Source organism: Arenibacter sp. P308M17 (assembly GCF_003426735.1).
Classification (GTDB): domain Bacteria; phylum Bacteroidota; class Bacteroidia; order Flavobacteriales; family Flavobacteriaceae; genus Arenibacter.
In genome coordinates this window covers 570503-593259 of the sequence record NZ_QVON01000002.1, presented here as the reverse complement: position 1 = coordinate 593259, position 22757 = coordinate 570503, and the positions used below count along the sequence as shown (strand labels likewise).

The following is a 22757-nucleotide window of genomic DNA, read 5'->3' as shown; positions in this document are numbered from 1 at the left end:
GTTTTTTTGTATAAATTCAGTACATTATGTTTATGTGCGATTTTGATGTCATTATTGTGGGGGGAGGCCTTGCCGGTTTAACCGCCGCAATTCACTTGCGAAGCAAAAACTACAATGTGGCGGTTTTTGAAAGTAAACAATACCCCCATCATAAGGTTTGTGGAGAGTATGTTTCCAACGAAGTGGGACCTTATTTGGAATTTTTGGGTATTTCTTTGCCTCCTACCATTCCAATTAATGAAATGCTTTTGAGTTTGGAGAACGGGAACGTTTTAAAGGCTAAATTGCCCATGGGAGGATTTGGTCTTAGCAGGCATGCATTTGACCATCTTTTGTATAAAAGGGCCAAGGAATTGGGGGCAAAGGTCTTTATTGAAAGTGTAAACTCCATTAGGTATGTAAATAACCATTTTAGGGTCGGTCTGGAATCTGGAAGGGAATGCACGGGCAAGTTTGTGATCGGGTCTTATGGGAAAAGAGGGATGTTGGATAAAGATTTAAAGCGACGGTTTATTCAGAAAAAATCCCCATGGTTGGCTGTAAAGGCCCATTATAAATTGGACTCCTTCCCAGAAAATTTAGTGGCTATCCATAATTTTAGGGGTGGTTACGGTGGACTGTCCAAAACGGAGAGCGGGGCCGTAAATTTTTGTTATCTGGTTGCTTACGACAGCTTTAAGAAAGAAAAGAATATGGCAAGATTTAATCAAAATATTATTGCCAGGAATCCCTATCTCGACAAATTTCTAAATGATGCGGAGATGTTATTTGACCAGCCTATGACCATAGGACAGGTTTCTTTTCATAAAAAAAAACCAGTAGAGCAACATATCATTATGTGCGGGGATACTGCCGGTCTTATACATCCTTTGTGTGGCAATGGTATGGCCATGGCCCTTCATAGCGCTAAAATGGCTTCGGAATCTATCCATACCTATTTTAAAACCGGATTTGGGGATAGGTCCCAGTTGGAAAGGGATTATGAAACCCAATGGCAGCATATGTTCGCCAAGAGGCTTTGGATGGGCAGGCAGTTGCAAGCGGTATTGTTGAACCCAAGACTATCCCATGTTGCTATGGGAATACTAGTCAATTCTCCTTATATTGTGAACAAGCTGATCAAAAACACCCATGGACAAATTATCCGGTGCCAATGAATTATAAGAAACGTAGTTGCACAAGAGAGCTCATGGACGACCCGTATTTGGATACGCTAATGTTGCAAAGGGTCTATGCGGACATAAACAAGGTCAATACTATTTTGCAAGGTTTTTCCCTTTCCCTAAGGGCCATTGAAAAAATAATGGAAGAAAATCCCCAGGATTCCTATACTATTATTGATATGGGCTGCGGAGACGGGAGCATGTTAGTAAAAGTTGCTTCGTTTTACAGGGACAAACCGGTAAGCCTGAATTTAATTGGTGTGGATTTAAATTCCAAATCCATTGCACTGGCCAAAGAAAAAGCTAGGGAGCACCCCAATATAAGATTCCAGGAACTGGATATTCTGGCACCGGAAGCAAAGGAGCTACAATGCGATATTCTTCTCTGTACCCTAACCATGCATCATTTTGATACCGATGAGATATCTATTTTTTTGGATCAATTTGTAAAGCTGAGCAGATTGGGCATTGTAATAAACGATTTACAAAGAAGTAAACTATCCTATCATCTTTTTAAGCTCTTTAGCCTTATTTTTATAAAAACCAAGATCGCAAAACATGATGGTCTGGTTTCAATAAAAAGTGCATTTACCAAATTGGATCTAATAACTTTTTCTGTTGGTCTGCCCCATGTGGAACACGATATTTGTTGGAGGTGGGCATTTAGGTATTTATGGATAATAAGAACTAAGGGAAAACAGCTGCCATATGGAAGGGACTAGGATAGTTGCAGTAACCAAATCATTGCCACAATACAGTAGAGATACTAAGGATATTTTACCTTTTGTAGAAAAATGGCTGTACGGCAGGGATGAGCGTTTACAGCGTAAGGTGCTCAAAATATTTGAAGGGGCCGCTGTAGACAAACGGTATAGTATAATGAGTCCGGAAGAGGTGTTTGAAGCCACTTCTTTCGAAGATAAAAACAAGGTATATGTCCGTGAAGTCAAGAAGTTGGGGAAAACTGTCCTGAAGAGTGCCCTTGTTAAAAGGGGCTGGGAGGCCGATAGCCTGGATTATATTATAACTGTGAGTTGTACGGGGATAATGATTCCGTCCTTGGATGCCTATCTTATAAATGATCTGGACCTCAGGAAAGATATTGTTCGTTTGCCCGTTACGGAGATGGGCTGTGCGGCAGGTGTATCCGGTATAATATATGCCAGTAATTTTTTGAGGGCCAATCCGGGGAAGAGGGCGGCCATTGTGGCTGTTGAAAGCCCTACCGCAACTTTTCAGCACAATGACTACTCTATGGCCAATATGATAAGTGCCGCTATTTTTGGTGATGGTGCTGCCTGTGTGCTGATGTCTTCGGAAAAAGACGCCAAGGGGCCTAGAATTATAGGGGAAGAAATGTACCATTTTCCCGGTGCAACACATATGATGGGCTTCGATTTGACCAATACCGGTCTAAAAATGATTCTGGACCCCATGGTGCCAAAGGCCATTTCCGACCATTTTCCAAAAATCATCCATCCATTTTTGAAGCGGTACGGAAGTAATATTGAAAAAGTGGATCATTTGGTTTTTCACCCAGGGGGAAAGAAAATTGTGGAGACCGTGGAAAATCTTTTTGGTGAATTGGGCAAGAATTTGCATGATACCAGAGAAACGTTGCGTTTATACGGCAACATGAGCAGCGCCACGGTACTATATGTTTTGGAGCGATTTATGGAAAGGGATATTCTGGAAGGGGAACAGGGATTAATGTTGAGTTTTGGGCCGGGATTCTCTGCCCAGCGTATTTTGCTGGAATGGTAATGGCGACGGAAAAGTTTATAGCGTATCCCGCTTTAGCTTCTAAAAAATAATTTTGCCATAAACCATAAACCATAAACCATAAACCATAAACCATAAGCCATAAGCAAGAGGTGTGGAAAAAAGAAGTTTTGATTGCGGCAAATTGCATATTGCCAAATGGCTTAACCGAAATATATTTACTTTTAATTTCAATTAATATATAAAGTGATAATTTAGTTAGAAGATTTTTATATGCTTGTTACTAATGATATAATTAAAAAATTACCTTATGAAGATCCTTTCTTGTTCGTGGATAGGATCAATATGGTGAGTGACAATGCCATTGAAGGTTGCTACACTTTTAAAAAGGAGGAATTTTTTTATAAAGGGCATTTTAAGGGACATCCTGTTACTCCCGGAGTGATTCTTACGGAATGTTGTGCCCAGATAGGATTGGTGTGTTTGGGAATATACCTACTAAGTACGGAAGAAGGGGAAACAGCAGGTTTTCAGGTGGCTTTAAGCGGTTCCGAGATGCAGTTTATGTTACCGGTCCTGCCTTTGGAGACGGTGACCGTAAAATCCAATATGCTTTTCTTTCGCTTCAATAAGTTGAAATGTGAGGTTAAAATGTACAATCGGCAAGCCCAGTTGGTCTGCAGAGGTGTTTTGTCCGGGATGATAAGGTATACCAATACATGAACAGGCGGGTAATGATAACCGGACTAGGAATATGCGCCCCGAACGGGGTAGGCGTTTCCAATTTTTATGATTCCATGCTAAAGGGTATAAGTGGAATTAGGTTTCATCAGGAGTTGGCCGATTTGGGGTTTGGATGTCAAATAGCTGGAAAACCGGAAATACCGGATAGTTTAAAGGAAGCCTATTTTACCAAATTACAATTAAGGGGATTAAACTCCAGCGGCCTCGTTTATGGCGTCATGGCCGGAACGGATGCATGGAAGGATGCGGGTCTGTCCTTGACAGGTAAGGATTGCCCGGATTGGGACAGTGGAATAATTTTTGGAACCGGGATATTGGGAATAGACAAGCTACGGGAATCCATTTATTTAATAGATGATAATAACGCCCGTCGTTTGGGCAGTAGTTCGGTAATGCAGACCATGGCCAGTGGCATCAGTGCTTATTTAGGTGGAATTTTGGGATGTGGCAATCAAGTAACGACCAATTCTTCGGCCTGTGCAACGGGTACGGAAGGGGTAATTATGGGGATGGAGCGCATTAGGTCAGGAAAAGCGGAAAGAATGTTGGTAGGGAGTTGTAACGATAGTGGCCCGTATATCTGGGGCGGTTTTGATGCTATGCGTATACTGCCATCCTATTACAACCATAATCCGCAAGAGGCCAGCAGGCCTATGAGTGCAAGTGCTTCCGGGTTTGTTCCGGGTAGCGGGGCAGGAGCAATGGTTTTGGAGTCGTTGGAAAGCGCATTAGGAAGAGGGGCCAAAATATATGCCGAGGTTTTGGGTGGTGCGGTAAATAGCGGAGGACAGCGTGGAGTGGGCAGTATGACGGCTCCTAATAGCCAAGCGGTACAAAAATGTATTCTGGAAGCTCTTAATGATGCAGGGATTGAAAAATCTGAAGTGGATGTTATTAATGGTCATTTAACGGCCACATCGAAAGATGCGGAAGAAATTAAAAATTGGAGCGAGGCCTTGGGGCGGACCGGCAAGGATTTTCCGTACATAAACGCAACAAAGGGGCTGGTAGGGCATTGCCTTGCCGCTTCTGGCAGCGTGGAATGTGTGGCTGCCCTGTTGCAATTCAGGGAGGCTTTGGTTTTTGGGAACCCAAATTGTCATGATCTTCATCCTGAAATATTGGATTTGGTAGATCCTTCCAAAATTCCTTTGAAAACAATTTCCCATAGACCTAGAATAACGGCAAAAGCAAGTTTTGGATTTGGAGATGTAAATGCCTGTGTTATCTTTAAGGAATATAAGTAAATGTAACTATGGAGGATGATCACCGTTTTACACAATTGAAGGATATTGTTAAGATGTACCTTCCGGAAGATGTCCCGGTCGGGGCTATTGGAATGGATAGTAATTTTATCAAGGAACTCAATATCAATTCGGCCAATTTAGTAGATATTGTTCTGGATGTAGAGGATGCCTTTGGGATACGTTTGGAAAATGAGGATATGGACAGGATGCAGACCGTAAGGGATGCCCTAAATATCATAACCCAAAAATTAAGGGATAAAAAATAACCGGATCCTTTACCCGAGTTAGTTTATTCTTTTTTTTCTTCAGGGATGAATAGTGATGAAACTACTCCGCCAACCAAGGATACGGAAATTACCGTTAGGGAAACCCATTCCGCAATTTCAATATGATGGGAGAACAACATTTTTAATCCTACAAAAGCTAGGATTACCACTAGGCTATAGTTAATGTACCTAAATTTCTCCAGCATTCTGGATATCAGGAAATACATGGATCTTAATCCCAATATGGCCAGAATATTGGAACTGAAAACGATAAATGGGTCGGCCGTAATGGCCAAGATTGCAGGGATACTGTCCAACGCAAAAAGAATATCCGTGAGTTCAATGACTATCAGGGCAACAAAAAGTGGTGTAGCCGCCTTGACCCCCATACGCTTCACAAAAAAATCATGGCCTTGAATAGTTGAGGTTATGGGATAAAACTTTTTTAACCTCTTAAAAACAAAAGAATTTTTTGGGTCGAATTCGTTATTGCCTGACCTTAACATCTTAAAGGCAGTGTACAGTAGGAATACTCCAAACACATAAATGATCCAATCAAATTTGGTAATCAGGGCAACCCCAAATAGGATCATTACGGCCCTGAAAAAAATGGCCCCCAATATCCCCCAGAACAATACCCTGTGCTGGTATATGGCGGGAATCTTGAATGCACTGAATATTACGGCAATTACAAAGACATTGTCCACACTTAGGGAAAGCTCGATGAGATAACCGGTAATATATTTTAAAACCGCATCATTAGGGGTCAATGCAGTAGGGTTGTCAATAATATCATTGGAGAACAACCAATAAATGACCCCACTAAAACTAAGGGCAACGGTAACCCATATGGCAGTCCATATCCCTGCTTCCTTGGTTTTTATTACATGTTCGTGTTTATGGAAAACACCGAGATCCAATGCTAAAAAAATAATGATAAGACCAATAAACAATCCCCAGACCAACATACACTATAGTATTTAAAGGCACAAATGTAAGTATCATTTTTAAATCACGGGCGGGGTAAAGAAACATTCTTTTTTTTGGACAATAGTGGCTTGCATTACTTGCTTAACCGGGGGGATAAATATTAATCAATAGAATTCCCCCGAGGCAGAGCCTCGGGGGAAGTTTTATAGGTAGTCATGATGTACGGGATTGGATTATTTTGTCTTATACCTAGGTTCATGTAACGCAGCGGTCTTGGTTCTAATACCTTGTACGCTCTGCGTCAAGGTAGTTCATTGAGGTAAAAATCGATACAATGGCCATAAAACACGATATACGGTAGGTCCCTACCGGAATATTGGTATGGCAGGTCACATAAAATGCTATAACTTTAGGGAGACACTTTTATGAAATATGATTAAAGATATGTACAGGGCCGTTATAGTGCTTATAATGGTTCTTTTTTGGGTGGGCGGTAGTGCCCAATCAGAAAAAAAGGACACTTTGGGGAAAAAGCTGAAAGTAGAAAAACGGACGGTACTGGAGGAGTATGAGCCCGACATGATATTATCGGCCAAGGACCGGATGGACCTCAAGAAAAAGCGGATGGTCGAGGCCAAAAGAAGACAGGGCATTTTGGATACGTTGGACATCCCGGACCGCAAAAGAAAAAAACTGCTAAAGGATTTATATAAGAACCCGTTTTCGGAGAGATTGCTAAAAACTTTGGCAGATGCTAAATTTGAGGGTGAAGGGGATTGAGAATCTGTAAATTAAGAAACTGTTTAAATTTTGGCAAATAAAAATGCCCCATGAAGATACCATTTTTTCAAGGGGCATTATTATTATTATTATTTAACTAATGGAAATTAGGTCAATGGGTTTTCATTTTGCCTTTTCTTTTTTCCAATTGTCGTTCCAGTTCTTCTACCGAAGCCGCAATGGCCATTTCAAATTTGGCATTATTGGACTCGGCAAATAACCTAGGGCCCGGGGCACTGAGCCGTATGTTGCAGATTAACCCGGTATTGGGCGTGGAAGTGTTCTCTTTTTTAAAGAAAACATCCGCGCGCACTATAAAATCATACTTGTCCTCTAGTTTTTCCAACTTCTTGGTAACCAATTCCTCTAGACGGGCACTGGCTTTTACATCATCATATTCAAAATTGATATTCATATAAAAGGGTTTTTAAGTTAACAGATCCAAGATTGCATCTGGTTTAAATTCTGGTATTTAAGTTAGTCTTTATTTTTAATAAACCCAAGGGAAGTTCTTGGTAAATTCTTACAACCGTAGCTTCCATTAGGGTAACTCGGTGTAGGCCAAAAGGATGCTTCCCCGGTTTTGGAACGGATCGAAAATATTCTTTTTACCGGGAGGCCACATTCGGACCTTCACTTGGCATATAGGGGCATAAGCTTTTCATTTTTTTGGATTTTAATTGTTTGTAGGTTTCAAAATAACAATAATCGAATATTTAAACGTGGTAATTAAGTTTTAATTAGGATACTTTATGTGATATTGATCCGTACCAACAATTGGAAAAAGGGTAGCAATCAGGATTATAAAGGCTACCTTTGCCAAAAAAAATATTGGTAATGGGCAGTTTTTCAGATTTTAAAATATCACAGCAATTACAATATTCCATTGAGGATTTGGGCTTTGCTTCCCCGACACCGATCCAGGAAGAGGCCTTTTCCGTAATCATGTCGGGCAAGGATATAGTTGGGATAGCACAGACAGGTACGGGAAAAACCTTTGCCTATATGTTGCCGCTTTTACAAGAGTTGAAATTTTCCAAACAATCCAATCCGAGAATTTTGATATTGGTGCCAACTAGGGAACTTGTTTTACAGGTGGTTGCCAATATCGAATCTTATTCCAAATATATGAGTGTCCGGGTCTGCGGTATATATGGAGGCGCAAATATAAATACCCAGCGGCAAGCCGTTGCCCTAGGATGTGATATCTTGGTGGCCACTCCTGGTAGATTGTACGATCTTACTCTGGATAGGACGGTTAAGCTCCGGGATATCAAAAAATTGGTAATCGACGAGGTAGATGTGATGTTGGACCTGGGCTTCCGTTTTCAGATTACCAATATCTTTGAGTTAATGCCCCAGAGAAGACAGAACATTATGTTTTCGGCTACCATGACGGAGGAGGTTTCCAAATTAATAGGTGACTTTTTTATTGCACCTGAAAAAATATCGATTGCCGTTAGTGGAACCCCGTTGGAAAATATAGAACAAGTGGCCTATGCCGTTCCAAACTATTACACCAAGGTAAATCTTTTGGCCTTTTTGCTGAAAGATAGGGCCGTTTTTGGAAAGGTTTTGATATTTGTTTCCAATAAGAGAAGTGCCGACAGGTTATTTGAGGCCTTGAAAGGGGATTTTGGTGATGAGGCCGCTATAATTCACTCCAATAAAACACAGAATTACAGAATTAGGTCCATCAAGCAATTCGATGAAGGAAAAAATAGGATACTGGTTTCTACGGATATAATGTCCAGGGGCTTGGATCTTGAACAAATTACCCATGTCATAAATTTTGACACCCCCATATATCCTGAGAACTATATGCATCGTATAGGAAGAACAGGAAGAGCGGAGAAGAAAGGGAACTCCTTATTACTTTATACCGAGAAAGAGGAAGAGTTCAAAAATGCCATAGAGCAATTAATGGATTTTGAAATTCCCTTGATGGAGTTTCCAAAGGAGGTGAAAATATCGGAGGAATTGGCACCGGAGGAGCGCCCTATAAATTTGGAACACAACAACCCTGTAAGTGCCGCCGAACTGGAGGCCCGAGGGGCGGCCTTTCATGAGAAAGCAGAAAAAAATAAAAAGGTAAACCAAGGAGGATCATATAAAAGGACAATAGCCAAGAAGTATAAAAAACCGATTACCAGGGGGGATAAGAAGTTTGCCCAAAAAAATAAAAAAAGAAAATAATATTTATCTGTATTTTAAATATATAATTATTTTTATTTAATGTTTTACTTTAAATGAATAACAATAAGAATCCTTTACATGGAATAACTTTGGCCAATATTCTGGATTCCCTGGTGGCGCAGTATGGTTGGGAGGAACTGGGGGCTAAAATCAACATACGCTGCTTTAATCACGATCCCTCCATTAAATCCAGTTTAAAGTTTTTAAGAAGAACCCCATGGGCCAGGGAGAAGGTGGAACAACTGTACCTAAAGTCGCAACGGAAATAACTGTCCAGTAAGGAAAACCAAATACTTCGCGGAGAAAATAGCAAAGTTACCCACCAGATATTTTTAGTTTTTATGAATTCTGTATTAAATATTAAATATATAGTTTAATATTTAACAGTATATTTAATTATATATCAATTAATTAATCAATATTAGCAGCCATAAATCAAAAACAATATCATTAAATGAAATCATTTACCGTTGCAGAAATAAGTGAGCTTTTGGATGGGGAGCTTATAGGGTCGTATAATAAGCCTATCATTGGTGCCGAACAAATAGACCGGGCCAGGGACGGACAAATCACTTTTATCTCCGGTAATAAATATGAACGGCAATGGGAGTCTTGCGGTGCCAGTGCCGCCATTGTGCCCAAGACCATAAAAATATTGCCCGGCACGGACAGGGCCTTCATAAAGGTAGATAATGCCGACTTGGCCATGGCGAAATTGCTCGAGGCCCTTCAGCCGGAACCGCCCCGGCAATTGGAGGAAATACATCCCCGTGCAACGGTGGATGAAACTGCTGTGATAGGTAAAGGCTGTAAAATTGGAGCGGGCAGTTATGTGGGGAAAAATGTAGTTTTGGGAAACGGGGTCATTCTTTATCCCAACGTTACCGTTTTTGATAATACTACTATTGGCGACCATACCGTGGTATGGTCGGGTACCGTTATCAGAGAGCGGAGCATAATAGGCAGCAACTGCATTTTTCATACCAATGTCAGTATTGGTGCGGATGGATTTGGTTATCGGCCCAGTGAGGGCGGCAGGGGTTTGGTGAAAATTCCTCAAATAGGAAATGTGGTGATCGGTAATTATGTTGAGATCGGGGCCAATTCCTGTGTTGACCGTGGAAAATTCAGCTCTACAATTGTAGGGGATGGCTGTAAAATCGACAATTTGGTCCAAATAGCGCATAATTGTATATTGGGAAGATCCTGTATTATGGCCGGACACAGTGGTTTGGCCGGTTCCGTAACCTTGGGCGATGGTGTAATAATAGGAGGTAGTGCTTCCATCAAAGATCATACTACCATTAATTCAGGTGCAGTGGTAGGGGCAGGGTCCGGAGTAATGTGCGACGTAGCTCCTGGAAAAACGGTATTGGGTTATCCGGCCACGGATTCCAGGGAAATGTTGAAGCAATGGGTGGCGTTAAGAAACCTTGCCAAGACCTAGTGTCTAGTCTAGCGCCAGACCCTCTTCAAGCTGTTTTATGGCCTTTTTGTGAATATTGTGCTATATTCTATACCGTATAATGGCCCCAATAGGCCATTAGTGATGATATTCAAAAAAAATAATCCTTAAATTTTCTAAAAATATTCGTTAAACACCCAACAAAGAGCTTAGTTTTGCAATCCAAAAAAGAGATTATGTCGGAGACTTTGATTGCCAATGCCATTGTAGAAAGGAAAACGGATAAGGAGCTGTACAGCTATCAAAAAGGAGCCATAGACCAGATTTTTGATAAATTTGAAACGGCCCCGGATGATTACCATCTCTTGTACCAATTGCCCACTGGTGGTGGTAAAACCGTTATTTTTTCGGAAATAGCAAAGCAATACCTCAAGCACCATAATAAAAAGGTGCTGATCATGACCCACCGTATAGAGCTTTGCAAACAAACCTCTACCATGTTGACCAGTTTTGGGGTAACCAATAAAGTAGTGGACAGTAAGGCCAATCTGGACGATCAGGAAGGGTACAGTTGCTTCGTGGCCATGGTGGAGACATTGAACAACAGGCTTCAGGACGATAAATTGGATATCTCCAATGTTGGCTTGGTAATCATTGATGAGGCACATTATAATTCGTTCACAAAATTGTTCAAGTTTTTTGAGAATTCATTTGTTTTGGGCGTTACCGCAACCCCGTTGAGCTCCAATAAAGACCTGCCCATGAAGGACAATTACGATGAATTGATCGTAGGGGAAACCATAGGATCCCTTATTGAAAACGAGTTTTTGGCCCGTGCGGAATTCTATTCGTACAATATGGGGCTAACTTCTTTGGAGGTAGGTTCCAATGGGGATTATACGGTAAAATCTTCAGAGGATCTTTACAATAACAGCCAGATGCTCACCAAGCTTTTGGAGGCCTATGAAAAACACTCCAAAGGGAAAAAGACGTTGATTTTCAACAATGGCATCAACACTTCCCTGCATGTCTATGAGACTTTCAGGGCGGCGGGCTATCCCATTGCACATTTGGACAATACGGCCACCAAAAAGCAACGAAAAACCATCTTAAAGTGGTTTAATATGACACCTAATGCCATTTTAACGTCCGTAAGTATATTGACTACCGGATTTGATGAACCCACCATAGATACCATTATATTGAACCGGGCCACTAAATCCTTGACCCTGTATTACCAAATGATTGGCCGTGGTTCCAGAATTTTGAACAATAAATCTACCTTTTCGGTAATTGATCTTGGAAATAATTTCCATCGCTTTGGTCCCTGGGGGGCGGATTTGGACTGGCAGACCATTTTTAAATCGCCCAATTTCTATGCGGACCGACTTTTAAGCGATGAGGAGCTGGAAAGCAATTTCAAATGGGAAATGCCCGAAGAATTGCGGGCCGAGTTTGCCAAATCCGAGGAGGTGTATTTCGATATTAAGGAAACCTATGTGGATTCCGTAAAAAACGGGGAATCGTCAAAGGTCGTATTGGAACGATCCATAGCGCAACATGCCAAAATATGTGTTGAAAACAGTGAGGATGTTTATGATGCCCTGGCACTCTCCAAAATGTTGGGTCCGGATATTGACGATAGGATTCAGCGCTATGCCAAGTGTATTAGTAAAAGTACCTTTAACTTTCTGAAGTGGTTAACGGATGACTATCACAAAAAGTTAAGTACGCATTTACGTCAAAATTTTGATACTATTTACGAAGATATCCACGGTAGGCCACCGGAGGAATAACAGTTTTCCGTAGTCTATGTTATTATGGAAGACACCAACACAAGAGTTCTGTAAATTTTCTAGGCACTGATTGTTTAAGTTATTTTTTTTGAGTTAAACAAACAACTGTAAGATATTGAATTACAGTGTTTTTAAGTATTCCAATAAGGCGGATCTTTCAGAATCTGTCAATTGGTCGCCAAAGGTGTGGCCAAAATTTCCATATCCTTTCAAGGTAGTGTCATAAGTATTTTTATCCACTTTGGTCTGTTCGGTGGTATAGATCCAGCCCACTTTTGATTGATCGTAATCGGTATTGTCAAAAGACCTGCTCCATAGTCTAGGTCTGTTCTTGCTGTTCAGGACATCCTCCAAGGTAGGCACGGATCCATTGTGGAAGTAAGGGGCAGTGGCCCATACACCATCCAAGGGGGGAGCTATATAGCCGCCTTCCGCTTTTATCTGCAAATTATTGCCATATGTACCGAACCAACCTGTATTGAACCAATCCATAAAATAATCGTTCATGGGGGAAGATTCTGTGTAATGATCGGATAGTTCCGGGTCTGTGCCAACGGATCTTAGGGTCACTAGTAAATTAGGGTAGGTTGGGCTGTCCCCATAGGTACCGTGACAGGTTGCACAGGTATTTTCAAATAATTGTTTGCCCTGTTGCGCTAAATCATAATCTACCGGAAACGGATATTCAGGGGCTTCCAAACTATGTATATAGGCCAGTACATCTACCATTTTGGCGTCTATTTCAGCTGCCTTTGTTGCGTCACCTAAGGTCAGTAGACTGGAACCTATAAAAGATTTGCAAAAATCTAGTCGACCAATGGCGTGGTAAAACATGGCATTCTTTTTCTTTAACAGCCACCATGCGGGCACATCTGAGGGGATTACCTCTTCTGGTATATCTACCAATGGAGTGTCCTGCCATACCAAGGTGCTTTTATCCCGATGCGCTATTAACACCTGGGTAATTTTATCTGCGGGATTCGAACCTCTGGTTTCTGTCATTGTCCTGGGGCCAATGGCGACTATGCTCTTTCTAAATTGATCGTACGCCAGCCATTCCGCGCTTTCCTCCCCGCCATACAAAGCTCTGATGCCCGAATTTAAAAAGGCTATATTACTTGCCCGGTTAACCGTAAAATCGGCGTCATGGCTCCCTAGGCCAATAATAAATTCATTGTTTATGGTAGAGGCATGGCATGCCATACAATTAGGGGCAACCACTTTTGCTCCATTGGCAGCGGTTACAGCAGTGTAGTCGTATGGTAGGTTTGCATTGTCCCCGGTTCTGTTCAGGCGGTTATCAGGATTTACATTGGTCCCCAGTAAAAATGCATCATAGGGAACACCGGAGCTCATATAATTGCCTGAAATTAAATATTCGTACCCGGCCAAGGCGTCCCCAGGTCGTTGGGGGTTGTCAAGAAGTGGCCTGCTTTCTATTAAAGGTTCTTCTCCTTCGGGCTCTTCTTCCGGTTGGTCGGTAGGTACTTCATTGACCAGAATGTCTATAAGATCCTCCTTGCTTTCCTTGGAACAGGATAGGACTAGGAAAAATAGAATGATTGCTGCGGACAGGAGTCTAATATTTTTCAAAACAAAGGTGTTTGGAAATAAGTACCATTAAATTAGGGATAATATAGCATATAAATCCCTGTGCGCGTACTAAAATCGATAAACCACGTACCACATCGCCAAATGGCAGAATGCAGCGGGGCGGTAAGTGGGGTTTGGGTGTTAGGCCATAGGAACTTCCATCAATAGTACCTTGCTGGGCGCTTTGGTGGTAAGGGTAATTAGGTCCGTGTCCCATATCCCCATGGCATCACGTCTATTTAGAACCTGGTCTTCAATAGTAATTTCGCCTTCCAGAACAAATACGTACAATCCATTATTGCTATTATTTAAAGTATAGGTTGAAGTATTTCCTGTTTCAAAATCCCCCAAGGAAAACCACGCCTCCTGATGGATCCAAACGCCTTGCCCTGTTTTATCGGGAGAAAGGATTTGGTAAAAAGAATTTTTAACGGCCAGGTCACGGGTGGAAATTTGATCATATCTCGGACTCACATTTTGGGTTTTTGGGAACACCCAGATCTGTAAAAATTTCACCTCTTCATTTTTGTTCTTGTTATACTCGCTGTGAAAAACTCCGGTTCCTGCACTCATTACCTGAACATCACCCTCTTTGATGACCGTGGTATTGCCCATACTGTCCTTATGTTCCAAATCCCCTTTCAAGGGAATGGAAACGATTTCCATGTTTTTGTGGGGATGTTGTCCAAAGCCCTGTCCGCCCGAGACGGTATCGTCGTTCAACACCCGTAGAACTCCAAAGTTCATTCTTTCCGGATTGTGATAATTGGCAAAACTAAAACTGTGGTAGGAATTTAGCCAACCGTGATCGGCATGTCCCCTGCTCTCCGCTGTATGTAGTATGGTTTTCATCTGTTTATATGTATTGCCTGCCTGTTCGGCAGACAGGTTTTATTTGTCCAAATTTAAGATTCATTTGGAATCTGCGCATTGATCTATGATAAGTTATTCGTACCCCTAATGTTGCCATTGCCAATCAAGTTTTTAATTCTGTCCCTGCCTACTGTGCAAACAAAAAATAAAGTAACTTAGTGAAGCCATTTTGATAACAACTTAAAAACCGAACCATGATTACGTTATTTATTTTTTTGGGAATCCTGGCCTTGATCGCCCTGTTCCTCATAAATGTTTTCAATCGCTTTGCCTCCCTTAGAAACTTGGTCAAGGATGCTTGGAGCAATATAGATGTGGCCCTAAAAAGAAGGTACGATCTTATCCCCAATTTGGTAGAGACCGTAAAGGGATATGCAAAACATGAAAAATCTACCTTGGAGGCCGTAATAAATGCCCGTAATGCGGCCATGGCCGTTCCATCCGGCGATATCAATGCCCAGATAAAGGCAGAAAACCAACTTCAACAAAGTTTGAGAAGTATTTTTGCCCTAGGGGAAGCCTATCCGGAACTTAAGGCCAATACCAATTATTTGGACCTTCAACAAAAGTTAAATGAAATTGAAGAAAATCTGGAGCGTGCCAGAAGGTATTATAATGGCACTGTACGGGAAAACAATACTTATGGGGAAAGTGTACCGGGGGTTCTTGTGGCCAGCATGTTTAAATATCAACATTTTGATTATTTTGAAGCCGAGGATGCCAGTAGGTCGAATGTAAAGGTAGATTTCAATTAATGAAGGGCGGTTATTACTTCGTTTTATTGCTTCTAACCATAAATACGGGCTTGGCCCAGGATTTTACGGTTAAAAATTACACTGTGGACATTAGGGTGCATCAAGAAGGTTATTTTGATGTGGTGGAGAACTACGACCTTAACTTTGAAATCCCCAAACATGGTATTTATAGGACCATCCAAACAGAATACGACCTTGTCGATTCCGTGGGAAACGCATCCACCAGAAAGATCAGGATCAGTAAGATTAAGGTTCCCGATTATAAATTTGAAGCTCCGTTCGATTTTGTACAGAAGTTACAGGACAAGGTGGAGATCAAAATAGGGGATAAGGATATCACCTTGGTGGGCCCGCAACATTATGAAATAAGATATAGGGTACATAATGCCTTGCTTTTTGAGGGTTCGCAGATCCGTTTTTATTGGAACATAAAACCGGAGGACTGGCAAGCCGATTTTCATCAGGTCAGTTTTACCATCACACTTCCAGAGAATGTATACCCCGGTAAAGAAAATAGCTTTGTCTATACCGGGGATAGAGGTACTTCCACGACCACTTCGGACATGCAGTTATATTATTCGGGCAATGAATTTTCGGGAACAAGCAGGGCGGACTTTGTATCCCGCCCCGGGCAAAGTGTAACCGTATTGATCAATCTCCCATTGGGATCGGTCACGGAAGAAAAGCCTTTTTGGCCTTTTTGGAACAATTACGGATGGGTGTTCCTCATCGCAATAATGCTATTTGCTTTTTTTAGGGTATGGTGGAAATTTGGCAAGGACCAACGTGTAATTGCTGCTACCAGCTATTTTCCGCCGGTTGGATTGGATCCGGCCATGGTAGGTTTTTTGATCAACGATAGGGAGGACAACTCGGATCTAATAGCTTTAATACCATATTGGGGCTCAAAGGGGCTGATAAGACTGGAGGAAATTCCCAAAAAAGGTCTTTTTGGATCAAAGGACACTAAGATTATAAGGCTCCGGTCTTTGCCATTGGATTCCCCTTCCTACGAACTGGAAATTTTTAAGGGCCTGTTTGGCGACAATAACAACATTGTTGGGACCGAAGTACTGGTAAGCAGTTTAAAGGATACCTTTTATACCAAGATGATAAGGGCCCGTAGCCAGCTAAAGGAAAGTGCAAAGCCCTATTACGAAGCGGAATCAAAAAAAATGCAGGGAATTATGTATGTTGTCCTGATTCTTTTGGCTATAGGATTGACTATGGTGGGTTTATTTTTCTGGGGACTTTTGGCAGCATTGGCAATAGTAGGCTTTTGTGTGGTACTTATTTTTGTCAATCGATATATGGTCAAAAAGAATGCCAAGGGCAATGAACTGCTTTCGGAATTAATGGGATTTAAAAGATTTATTAAGGTAGCGGAGGAAAACAGAATAAAAATGCTTTTGAAGGATGATCCCCATTATTTTGAAAATACCCTAGGGTATGCATTGGCCTTTGGTCTGTTCGATCAATGGGCCAAAAAGTTCCGGGATCTAAATATACCTCCCCCGAATTGGTATACTTCCCCCTCAAGTAGTAGCCTATCCATGAACCAGTTTTTCAAATCGTTCTCCAAATCCATGTCCAGCACTAAATCCAATATGGTGAGTTCCCCCTCCAGTAGTGGAAGTTCTGGTGGAGGTTCGTCCGGTGGTGGTTTTGGCGGCGGCGGGGGAGGTAGTTGGTAGGCTATAAGGTTGCTCCAATTATAAATAAATGTCCGGGAACCAAAATAATGAAACACAGCTTCCCGGATGGGCGCATTTAATAAAAGTTAACTTACTTTTGTAGCTCATTGGAAAAGCTATTTTTATGTCCAAATCCCATAATGCACTTTTTATAGTACTTGCTTTTTTTGCCATTTATGTAATATGGGGCTCCACCTACCTAATGAACAAGGTTGCCGTACAGGAACTACCTCCCTTTATGTTGGCTTCCATTCGCTTTTCCGTCGCGGGAATTTTAATTTTTTTGCTTTGCAAAATCATGGGGATACCCCTGCACATCACTAAAAAACAACTATGGAATTCCACGGTGGCAGGATTTCTGTTCCTCGCGTTTGGAAACGGATTTGTGGTATGGGCACTTAAGTATGTGGACAGTGGTTTTGCAGCCTTGGAAATAGCGGCCCAACCATTGGTAATTCTACTTTTGATGCGGATTCTTGAAGGGAAAAGGATTCAGGCCATGTCCGTTGTAGGGGTTGTAATAGGCATATTTGGCATCTATTTATTGGTTAGTCAAAACCAAGTAATTAGCCAGGAGAACTCGGTCTTGGGGATGGTCATGATATTTCTCTGTATGGTCAGTTGGGCATACGGCAGTTTATTTGTTGCCAAGGAGGATCTGCCCAAGAATTATTTTGTGAATACTGGATTTCAGATGTTTACAGCGGGAATAATACTTATGGTAGGGAGTATGCTTATTGGTGAGACCTGGACCCTTCCCACCACCTGGAGCAGTCAGGTGCAATATGCCATGCTGTTCCTAATCGTTTTGGGCAGTATAGTTGCTTTTACGGCCTTTAATTATTTGTTAAAAGTGGTTTCTCCGGAAAAGGTAGCTACCTCCACCTATGTCAACCCAATAATAGCACTTTTATTGGGCTGGTTTTTCCTGGATGAACAGATAACCACCCAGTCCGCAATTGCGGCTATAGTGCTTTTGACCGGGGTTTATTTTATCAATACCAGAAAAAAATTGGTCCTTTTTAACCGATTTTCAAGTCGGTTTGCACCAAAAGAGGATCAGTAACCTTTGGCCAATACCTTTCATGTTCGAAGCAATAGGGGAAGGTTGGGAGGGGCCGTAAGATATGATGAAAAAAAAGCAGGTGACTACCACATCAACTGCTTTTACATATAGCACCTTGTTCGCTTAAGTTAAATCAATTTAAAAAGATTCTGCGCTCCGCCCAACGGTTTTTCTTGATATTTTTAAAATTTACAAGGAAAATACTTTCCCCGGTCAACTGAAAATTGGTTGACTCTGACTGGGATTTATGAATGAATGATTTCATGACAACTGTTTTTAATTACCTGAAACGCCTCTTGGTGTTCCAAATGTTACTTTTGGAGTTTTCAATGGTTTGCTTTACGAAATGTTTGTTGACTGATTCCATGATGTTGATTTTTAATTGATGAATAAACTGTTTTTTGGATTGATGGGGTGTTGTTAACTGTATCTCCTTTTACTGTTCCAAATTCTACTTTTTGAAGATTCCAATGTTTGTTTTACCAGATGTTTGTTGAGTGTTTCCATGATATTTTTTTATTATGATTAATTGATTTACTACTAAAAGACGACAGATGTTCATTATTGTTACAGTACTATGTATAAAATAGTACCGTTTTAAGCAATATTTAACATTAGTACGTTTATGAAAATAATAGAATAAAATATAAATAATTGATTATCAATTATTTATATACATATAATTATTCTTGCCCCTAAAAATAAAAATTCAGATAGGGTACAGTGTCAGTAGTGTTGAAGGAATTGTGCGAATTATTATGGATTATTATAGCCTATTTAATATCTTAGGGGTCGGGGGTACTTAATTCCCCAACATACATGGCAAACAGGCTTTCCAAATACCCCAACAAGATGGAGCTTTATGGGTCAAGGATGGGCAGAATTGATTTAAATAAGTAAACTACCTCGGGGCAAGCCTGTCTGCCGACAAAGGCAGGCCCACGAGGCATTGAAAGGAAATTCAAGTTTGATTTTGACGCCCGCCTGAACGGAACGGGCAGGCAAGCGTCGGAGCACCTGCCTGCGGCAGGCAGGTTTAAATCTCGATTATCGAGTAAATAAAGGATTCCAATAACTTAAAATGAATAGATATGAAATTCACTAGAAAAGCAAGTGCAAACTGGAAAGGTAGCGGAAAGGACGGTAAAGGAAGCCTGAGTACGGAAAGTACCATTTTGAAGGATACCCAATATTCCTTTAAGTCCCGGTTCGAAGAAGGAAAGGGGACCAATCCCGAAGAGTTGGTTGGAGCGGCCCATGCGGGATGCTTTACAATGCAGCTCAGTTTTTTATTGGGGGAGGCCGGGTTTACTCCGACCAATTTGGATACGGCGGCCAAGGTAAACTTTGAGGACGGGAGTATAACCCAGATAACCCTTAGTCTTAACGGTGCGGTACCGGGTATCAAATTGGATCAGTTTAAAGAGATAGCCCAAAAGGCAAAAGAGATCTGTCCCATTTCCAAATTGTTGAAAACAAATATAGTGTTGGAGGTGGAGCTGGAAGGTTAAAGGTCATCGTATCTATAAGCAGAACGTGTACAGCAAAACAATTTAAGGTCGGTCCATAAGGACAAACCACTCTAAAAGTGGCTTGTTCCATTTTTATTACAAAGGAATAAAATTGGGGGAGGAAATGGAATTATTTGAAATACTAGCCTTATATTTGTTGAAGTTTTAAGAGTTGCGCATTGACCTGTAATCACCATTGCTGCTACTAAATTCTTGGGTAGATTAAATTAGATTCATTTTTCTTTTTCAAACACTCGTTTAGTATTTCAACCGCTGCTCGAACGGGATATACAATTTATAAACTTTAAAAAAACAATGGCAAAATCGCAACAAACGTATAGTAAAAGTGAAAAGGAAAAGAAGCGTCTAAAAAAGCGCGAGGAGAAACAAAAGAAAAAGGAGGCCCGTAAATTGGAGTCGAAGGAAAATGGACCGGGCATCCAATTTGCCTACGTTGATCACGATGGAAATTTAACGGATACGCCGCCAGATCCCTCTAAAAAAATTAAAATAGATGCCTCTACCATTGAAATAGGGGTTCCTAAAAGGGATGATAGCGATATTGAGGAATTCGACCCGGTTAGAAATGGAAAAGTATCATTTTTTGATACCTCCAAAGGCTTTGGATTTATAATCGATATGGAGAACCAGGAGAAATATTTTACCCATGTTAGTGGCCTAATAGATGAGATAGCAGAAAACGATAAGGTTTCCTTTGAACTGGAGAAGGGCATGAAGGGCATGAATGCGGTTCGTGTAAAAAAAATCTAGTGTCGTGTCAATGCTATTAAGCCAATTTCCGTAATCGGACTTGGGCTATTATAACATATAAAGGATAGTACATATTAATTCAAAATAGTATTGAATGTATGTACTATTTTTTTTGTACCATATTCTTCTGTCATTTTAAGGGTCATACGTTATTTTCGTGTTTCTTGCTGAAATTCCATCCAACGTATAAAATCCTGATCGAAAACGGGATGCTGTTTTTTTTAAACAAAAAAAGCAATAACTTTTGGCCTTCTTTAAAGAACAACTAATCCAATTATCAAAAACCATGGTAAAATTTATTAAAAGTCAAGTATTATTGTTGGGATGTCTATTATTTCTATCCTATTCACAAGCCCAAAATTTAACCACTGCCACGCCCGAGGAGGTGGGAATGTCCACTGAAAGGTTGGAGCGACTTTCCACTACGCTGGAGCAGTATGTAAAAGACGGTAAGATGTCCGGTAATGTTGCGCTTGTTGCCAGAAAGGGCAAAATTGTCTATCACCAGGCCTTTGGGGAAAGCGATATGGAGGCAGGGAAAAAGATGTCCACAGATGCCATATTCAGGATCGCTTCACAAACAAAGGCCCTTGTAAGTGTTGCGGTCATGATCTTGCAGGAAGAAGGAAAATTATTGATTGCGGACCCTATAGGGAAATATTTGCCGGAATGGAAGGAAACAACTGTAGCCAAAGTCCGTGAAGACGGGGGCTACGATGTGGTTAGGGCAAATAGGTCCATTACCATCAGGGATTTGCTTACCCATACTGCCGGTATAGGTTACGGACATGGTCCGGCAAAGAAGGAATGGGAAGAAGCCGGGATACAGAATTGGTATTTTGCGGACAGAAACGAGCCCATTGCAGCAACCATAGCCCGTATGGCCAAATTACCAATGGATGCCCAACCCGGAGAACGGTTTGTCTATGGTTATAATACGGATATTTTGGGTGTGATCGTAGAAAAGGCCTCGGGGAAAACTTTGGATGAATTTATTAGGGAAAGAATTCTGGAGCCCATAGGTATGGTGGATACTTATTTTTATTTGCCAAAAGATAAAGCGGAGCGGTTGGCTACTTCCTATATGGCCTATGAAGGCAAACCCTTGGAAAGGTCTCCGGATCCCGGTTTGGGTATGGGCCAGGGCCATTACGTAAAAGGGCCCCGCAAAAGCTTTTCGGGCGGTGCCGGACTTCTTTCTACCGCAACGGACTATGCCAAATTTTTACAAATGATGCTGAATGGAGGCGAATTTAACGGGAATAGGATATTGTCCCCAAAAACGGTCGAGTTAATGATTGCCGATCATGTTGATGTGAGGGGTATACCCTATGGTAGTAGGAACGGCTCGGGCTTTGGCCTCGGATTTTCCATAACAAAAAATGTAGGTGAAAGGGGAGAGCCCGGTTCCGTAGGTACTTTTGAATGGGGCGGCGCATACGGGTCTACCTATTGGGCAGATCCCGTGGAAGAGCTTGTTGTGGTTTATTTTAAGCAGCTCATACCCACTAATGGCATTGATGACCATGCCAAGTTGAGAAGTTTGGTCTATCAGGCTATTTTGGAATAAAATATGCCCAATATATAGCTGGAAACGGTAAATGTATTGGGCAAAGTGTTAAGATATTCTAAAATATAGTGGATTTAAGGCAATTTATTCTTTCATAAAATCTATATCCTTTAGGTTTGTAATCTAATAAAAGGTTTAAAAATTAGAGATACTGAATTTTATGGGTAGAGTTAAGGAAAATGACACTGTAAAAGTACATTACACGGGAAAATTGAATAATGGTCAAATTTTTGACAGTTCTTTGGAAAGGGATCCTATTGAAGTTACTTTGGGACAAGGGCAACTTATTCCCGGTTTTGAAAAGGAATTGGTGAATATGGAGGTCAATGAAAAGAAAACGATAAACGTTCCCAAGGAGGAAGCCTACGGCGATATAATGGAGGAACTATTTCATGAAATTAACAGGAAGGAACTTCCCGAAGATATAAAACCGGAAATAGGAATGATGTTGATGGCGAAGAATCCGGACGGAACGGAGAATCAATTGCGGATTACGGATGTAAAGGAAGAAACTATTGTGATTGATGCCAATCATGTATTGGCAGGTCAGGACCTTACTTTTGAATTGGAGTTGGTGGCCATTCTATAAGTTTAAACCACTTTTTAAATAACAAAAGGACCGTCCAATTTTTTGGGCGGTTTTTTTGTTATTTAATGATTACAATATTTGGTTCA

At 41.2% G+C, this 22757-nt stretch carries 22 protein-coding genes; 18 read left to right on the top strand and 4 right to left on the bottom strand.

All coding sequences use genetic code 11. The features are described from left to right. Positions 1–26 precede the first annotated feature (26 nt). The 6 genes from D0S24_RS06450 (at position 27) to D0S24_RS06425 (ending at position 5142) form a co-directional block, all read left to right on the top strand. Positions 27–1157, top strand: coding sequence for an NAD(P)/FAD-dependent oxidoreductase (locus D0S24_RS06450; RefSeq protein ID WP_309545092.1), 1131 nt, complete (start codon positions 27–29; stop codon positions 1155–1157). Next, positions 1154–1885, top strand: a complete 732-nt coding sequence (locus D0S24_RS06445; protein WP_117019031.1) for a methyltransferase domain-containing protein — start codon at positions 1154–1156, stop codon at positions 1883–1885. Before D0S24_RS06450 ends, D0S24_RS06445 begins: the two co-directional genes overlap by 4 nt. Beyond that, positions 1872–2927, top strand: coding sequence for a type III polyketide synthase (locus D0S24_RS06440; protein WP_117019030.1), 1056 nt, complete (start codon positions 1872–1874; stop codon positions 2925–2927). The genes D0S24_RS06445 and D0S24_RS06440 overlap by 14 nt, the downstream gene beginning before the upstream one ends. A gap of 231 nt (positions 2928–3158) precedes the next feature. Continuing rightward, positions 3159–3608: a 3-hydroxyacyl-ACP dehydratase FabZ family protein gene (locus D0S24_RS06435; protein ID WP_117019029.1), complete on the top strand. Its 450-nt coding sequence runs from the start codon at positions 3159–3161 to the stop codon at positions 3606–3608. Then, entirely contained in the window at positions 3605–4876 is a 1272-nt protein-coding gene (locus D0S24_RS06430) for a beta-ketoacyl synthase (protein WP_117019028.1), read from the top strand. The genes D0S24_RS06435 and D0S24_RS06430 overlap by 4 nt, the downstream gene beginning before the upstream one ends. Positions 4877–4884: 8 nt before the next feature. Further along, positions 4885–5142 (top strand): acyl carrier protein, encoded by a 258-nt coding sequence (locus D0S24_RS06425; RefSeq protein WP_117019027.1) that lies wholly within the window; start codon positions 4885–4887, stop codon positions 5140–5142. Between the two features lie 23 nt (positions 5143–5165). On the opposite strand, the gene D0S24_RS06420 is transcribed toward D0S24_RS06425, so the two are convergent. Continuing rightward, positions 5166–6110, bottom strand: coding sequence for a TerC family protein (locus D0S24_RS06420; RefSeq protein WP_117019026.1), 945 nt, complete (start codon positions 6108–6110; stop codon positions 5166–5168). Between the two features lie 394 nt (positions 6111–6504). On the opposite strand from D0S24_RS06420, the gene D0S24_RS06415 reads away from it, so the two are divergent. Then, entirely contained in the window at positions 6505–6852 is a 348-nt protein-coding gene (locus D0S24_RS06415) for a hypothetical protein (RefSeq protein WP_117019025.1), read from the top strand. A gap of 112 nt (positions 6853–6964) precedes the next feature. Here D0S24_RS06415 and hpf read toward each other — a convergent pair whose 3' ends face one another. Then, positions 6965–7267: a ribosome hibernation-promoting factor, HPF/YfiA family gene (gene hpf / locus D0S24_RS06410; protein WP_117019024.1), complete on the bottom strand. Its 303-nt coding sequence runs from the start codon at positions 7265–7267 to the stop codon at positions 6965–6967. A 422-nt stretch (positions 7268–7689) separates the two neighbouring features. Here hpf and D0S24_RS06405 point away from each other — a divergent pair, with 422 nt between their 5' ends. From D0S24_RS06405 to D0S24_RS06390, 4 genes are all read left to right on the top strand, one after another. Next, a complete protein-coding gene (locus D0S24_RS06405; protein ID WP_117019335.1) occupies positions 7690–9048 on the top strand; it encodes a DEAD/DEAH box helicase in 1359 nt (452 codons plus the stop codon). Between the two features lie 53 nt (positions 9049–9101). Next, positions 9102–9317: a VF530 family DNA-binding protein gene (locus tag D0S24_RS06400; protein ID WP_117019023.1), complete on the top strand. Its 216-nt coding sequence runs from the start codon at positions 9102–9104 to the stop codon at positions 9315–9317. A 185-nt stretch (positions 9318–9502) separates the two neighbouring features. Further along, entirely contained in the window at positions 9503–10495 is a 993-nt protein-coding gene (lpxD, locus tag D0S24_RS06395; protein WP_117019022.1) for a UDP-3-O-(3-hydroxymyristoyl)glucosamine N-acyltransferase, read from the top strand. A 194-nt stretch (positions 10496–10689) separates the two neighbouring features. After that, on the top strand, positions 10690–12249 hold the full coding sequence (locus tag D0S24_RS06390; protein ID WP_117019021.1) for a DEAD/DEAH box helicase: 1560 nt from the start codon (positions 10690–10692) through the stop codon (positions 12247–12249). Positions 12250–12369: 120 nt separating this feature from the next. Here D0S24_RS06390 and D0S24_RS06385 read toward each other — a convergent pair whose 3' ends face one another. Together D0S24_RS06385 and D0S24_RS06380 are read right to left on the bottom strand one after the other, a co-directional pair. Next, entirely contained in the window at positions 12370–13842 is a 1473-nt protein-coding gene (locus D0S24_RS06385) for a c-type cytochrome (RefSeq protein WP_117019020.1), read from the bottom strand. Positions 13843–13983: 141 nt separating this feature from the next. Next, complete coding sequence (locus tag D0S24_RS06380; RefSeq protein WP_117019019.1) at positions 13984–14694, bottom strand: pirin family protein; 711 nt, start codon at positions 14692–14694, stop codon at positions 13984–13986. 215 nt (positions 14695–14909) lie between these two features. On the opposite strand from D0S24_RS06380, the gene D0S24_RS06375 reads away from it, so the two are divergent. From D0S24_RS06375 to D0S24_RS06345, 7 genes are all read left to right on the top strand, one after another. Continuing rightward, positions 14910–15470 carry a LemA family protein gene (locus D0S24_RS06375; RefSeq protein WP_117019018.1) on the top strand — a complete coding sequence of 187 codons (561 nt, stop codon included), beginning with the start codon at positions 14910–14912 and terminating at the stop codon, positions 15468–15470. Next, positions 15470–17164 carry a DUF2207 domain-containing protein gene (locus D0S24_RS06370; RefSeq protein ID WP_117019017.1) on the top strand — a complete coding sequence of 565 codons (1695 nt, stop codon included), beginning with the start codon at positions 15470–15472 and terminating at the stop codon, positions 17162–17164. Before D0S24_RS06375 ends, D0S24_RS06370 begins: the two co-directional genes overlap by 1 nt. A 124-nt stretch (positions 17165–17288) precedes the next feature. Beyond that, positions 17289–18230, top strand: coding sequence for an EamA family transporter (locus D0S24_RS06365; RefSeq protein ID WP_117019016.1), 942 nt, complete (start codon positions 17289–17291; stop codon positions 18228–18230). A 1091-nt stretch (positions 18231–19321) separates the two neighbouring features. Further along, positions 19322–19741, top strand: coding sequence for an OsmC family protein (locus D0S24_RS06360; protein ID WP_117019015.1), 420 nt, complete (start codon positions 19322–19324; stop codon positions 19739–19741). Positions 19742–20056: 315 nt separating this feature from the next. After that, entirely contained in the window at positions 20057–20512 is a 456-nt protein-coding gene (locus D0S24_RS06355) for a cold-shock protein (RefSeq protein WP_117019014.1), read from the top strand. A 286-nt stretch (positions 20513–20798) separates the two neighbouring features. Continuing rightward, a complete protein-coding gene (locus tag D0S24_RS06350; RefSeq protein ID WP_117019334.1) occupies positions 20799–22082 on the top strand; it encodes a serine hydrolase in 1284 nt (427 codons plus the stop codon). A 160-nt stretch (positions 22083–22242) separates the two neighbouring features. Beyond that, positions 22243–22671 (top strand): peptidylprolyl isomerase, encoded by a 429-nt coding sequence (locus tag D0S24_RS06345; protein WP_117019013.1) that lies wholly within the window; start codon positions 22243–22245, stop codon positions 22669–22671. The last annotated feature ends 86 nt before the right edge of the window (positions 22672–22757 follow it).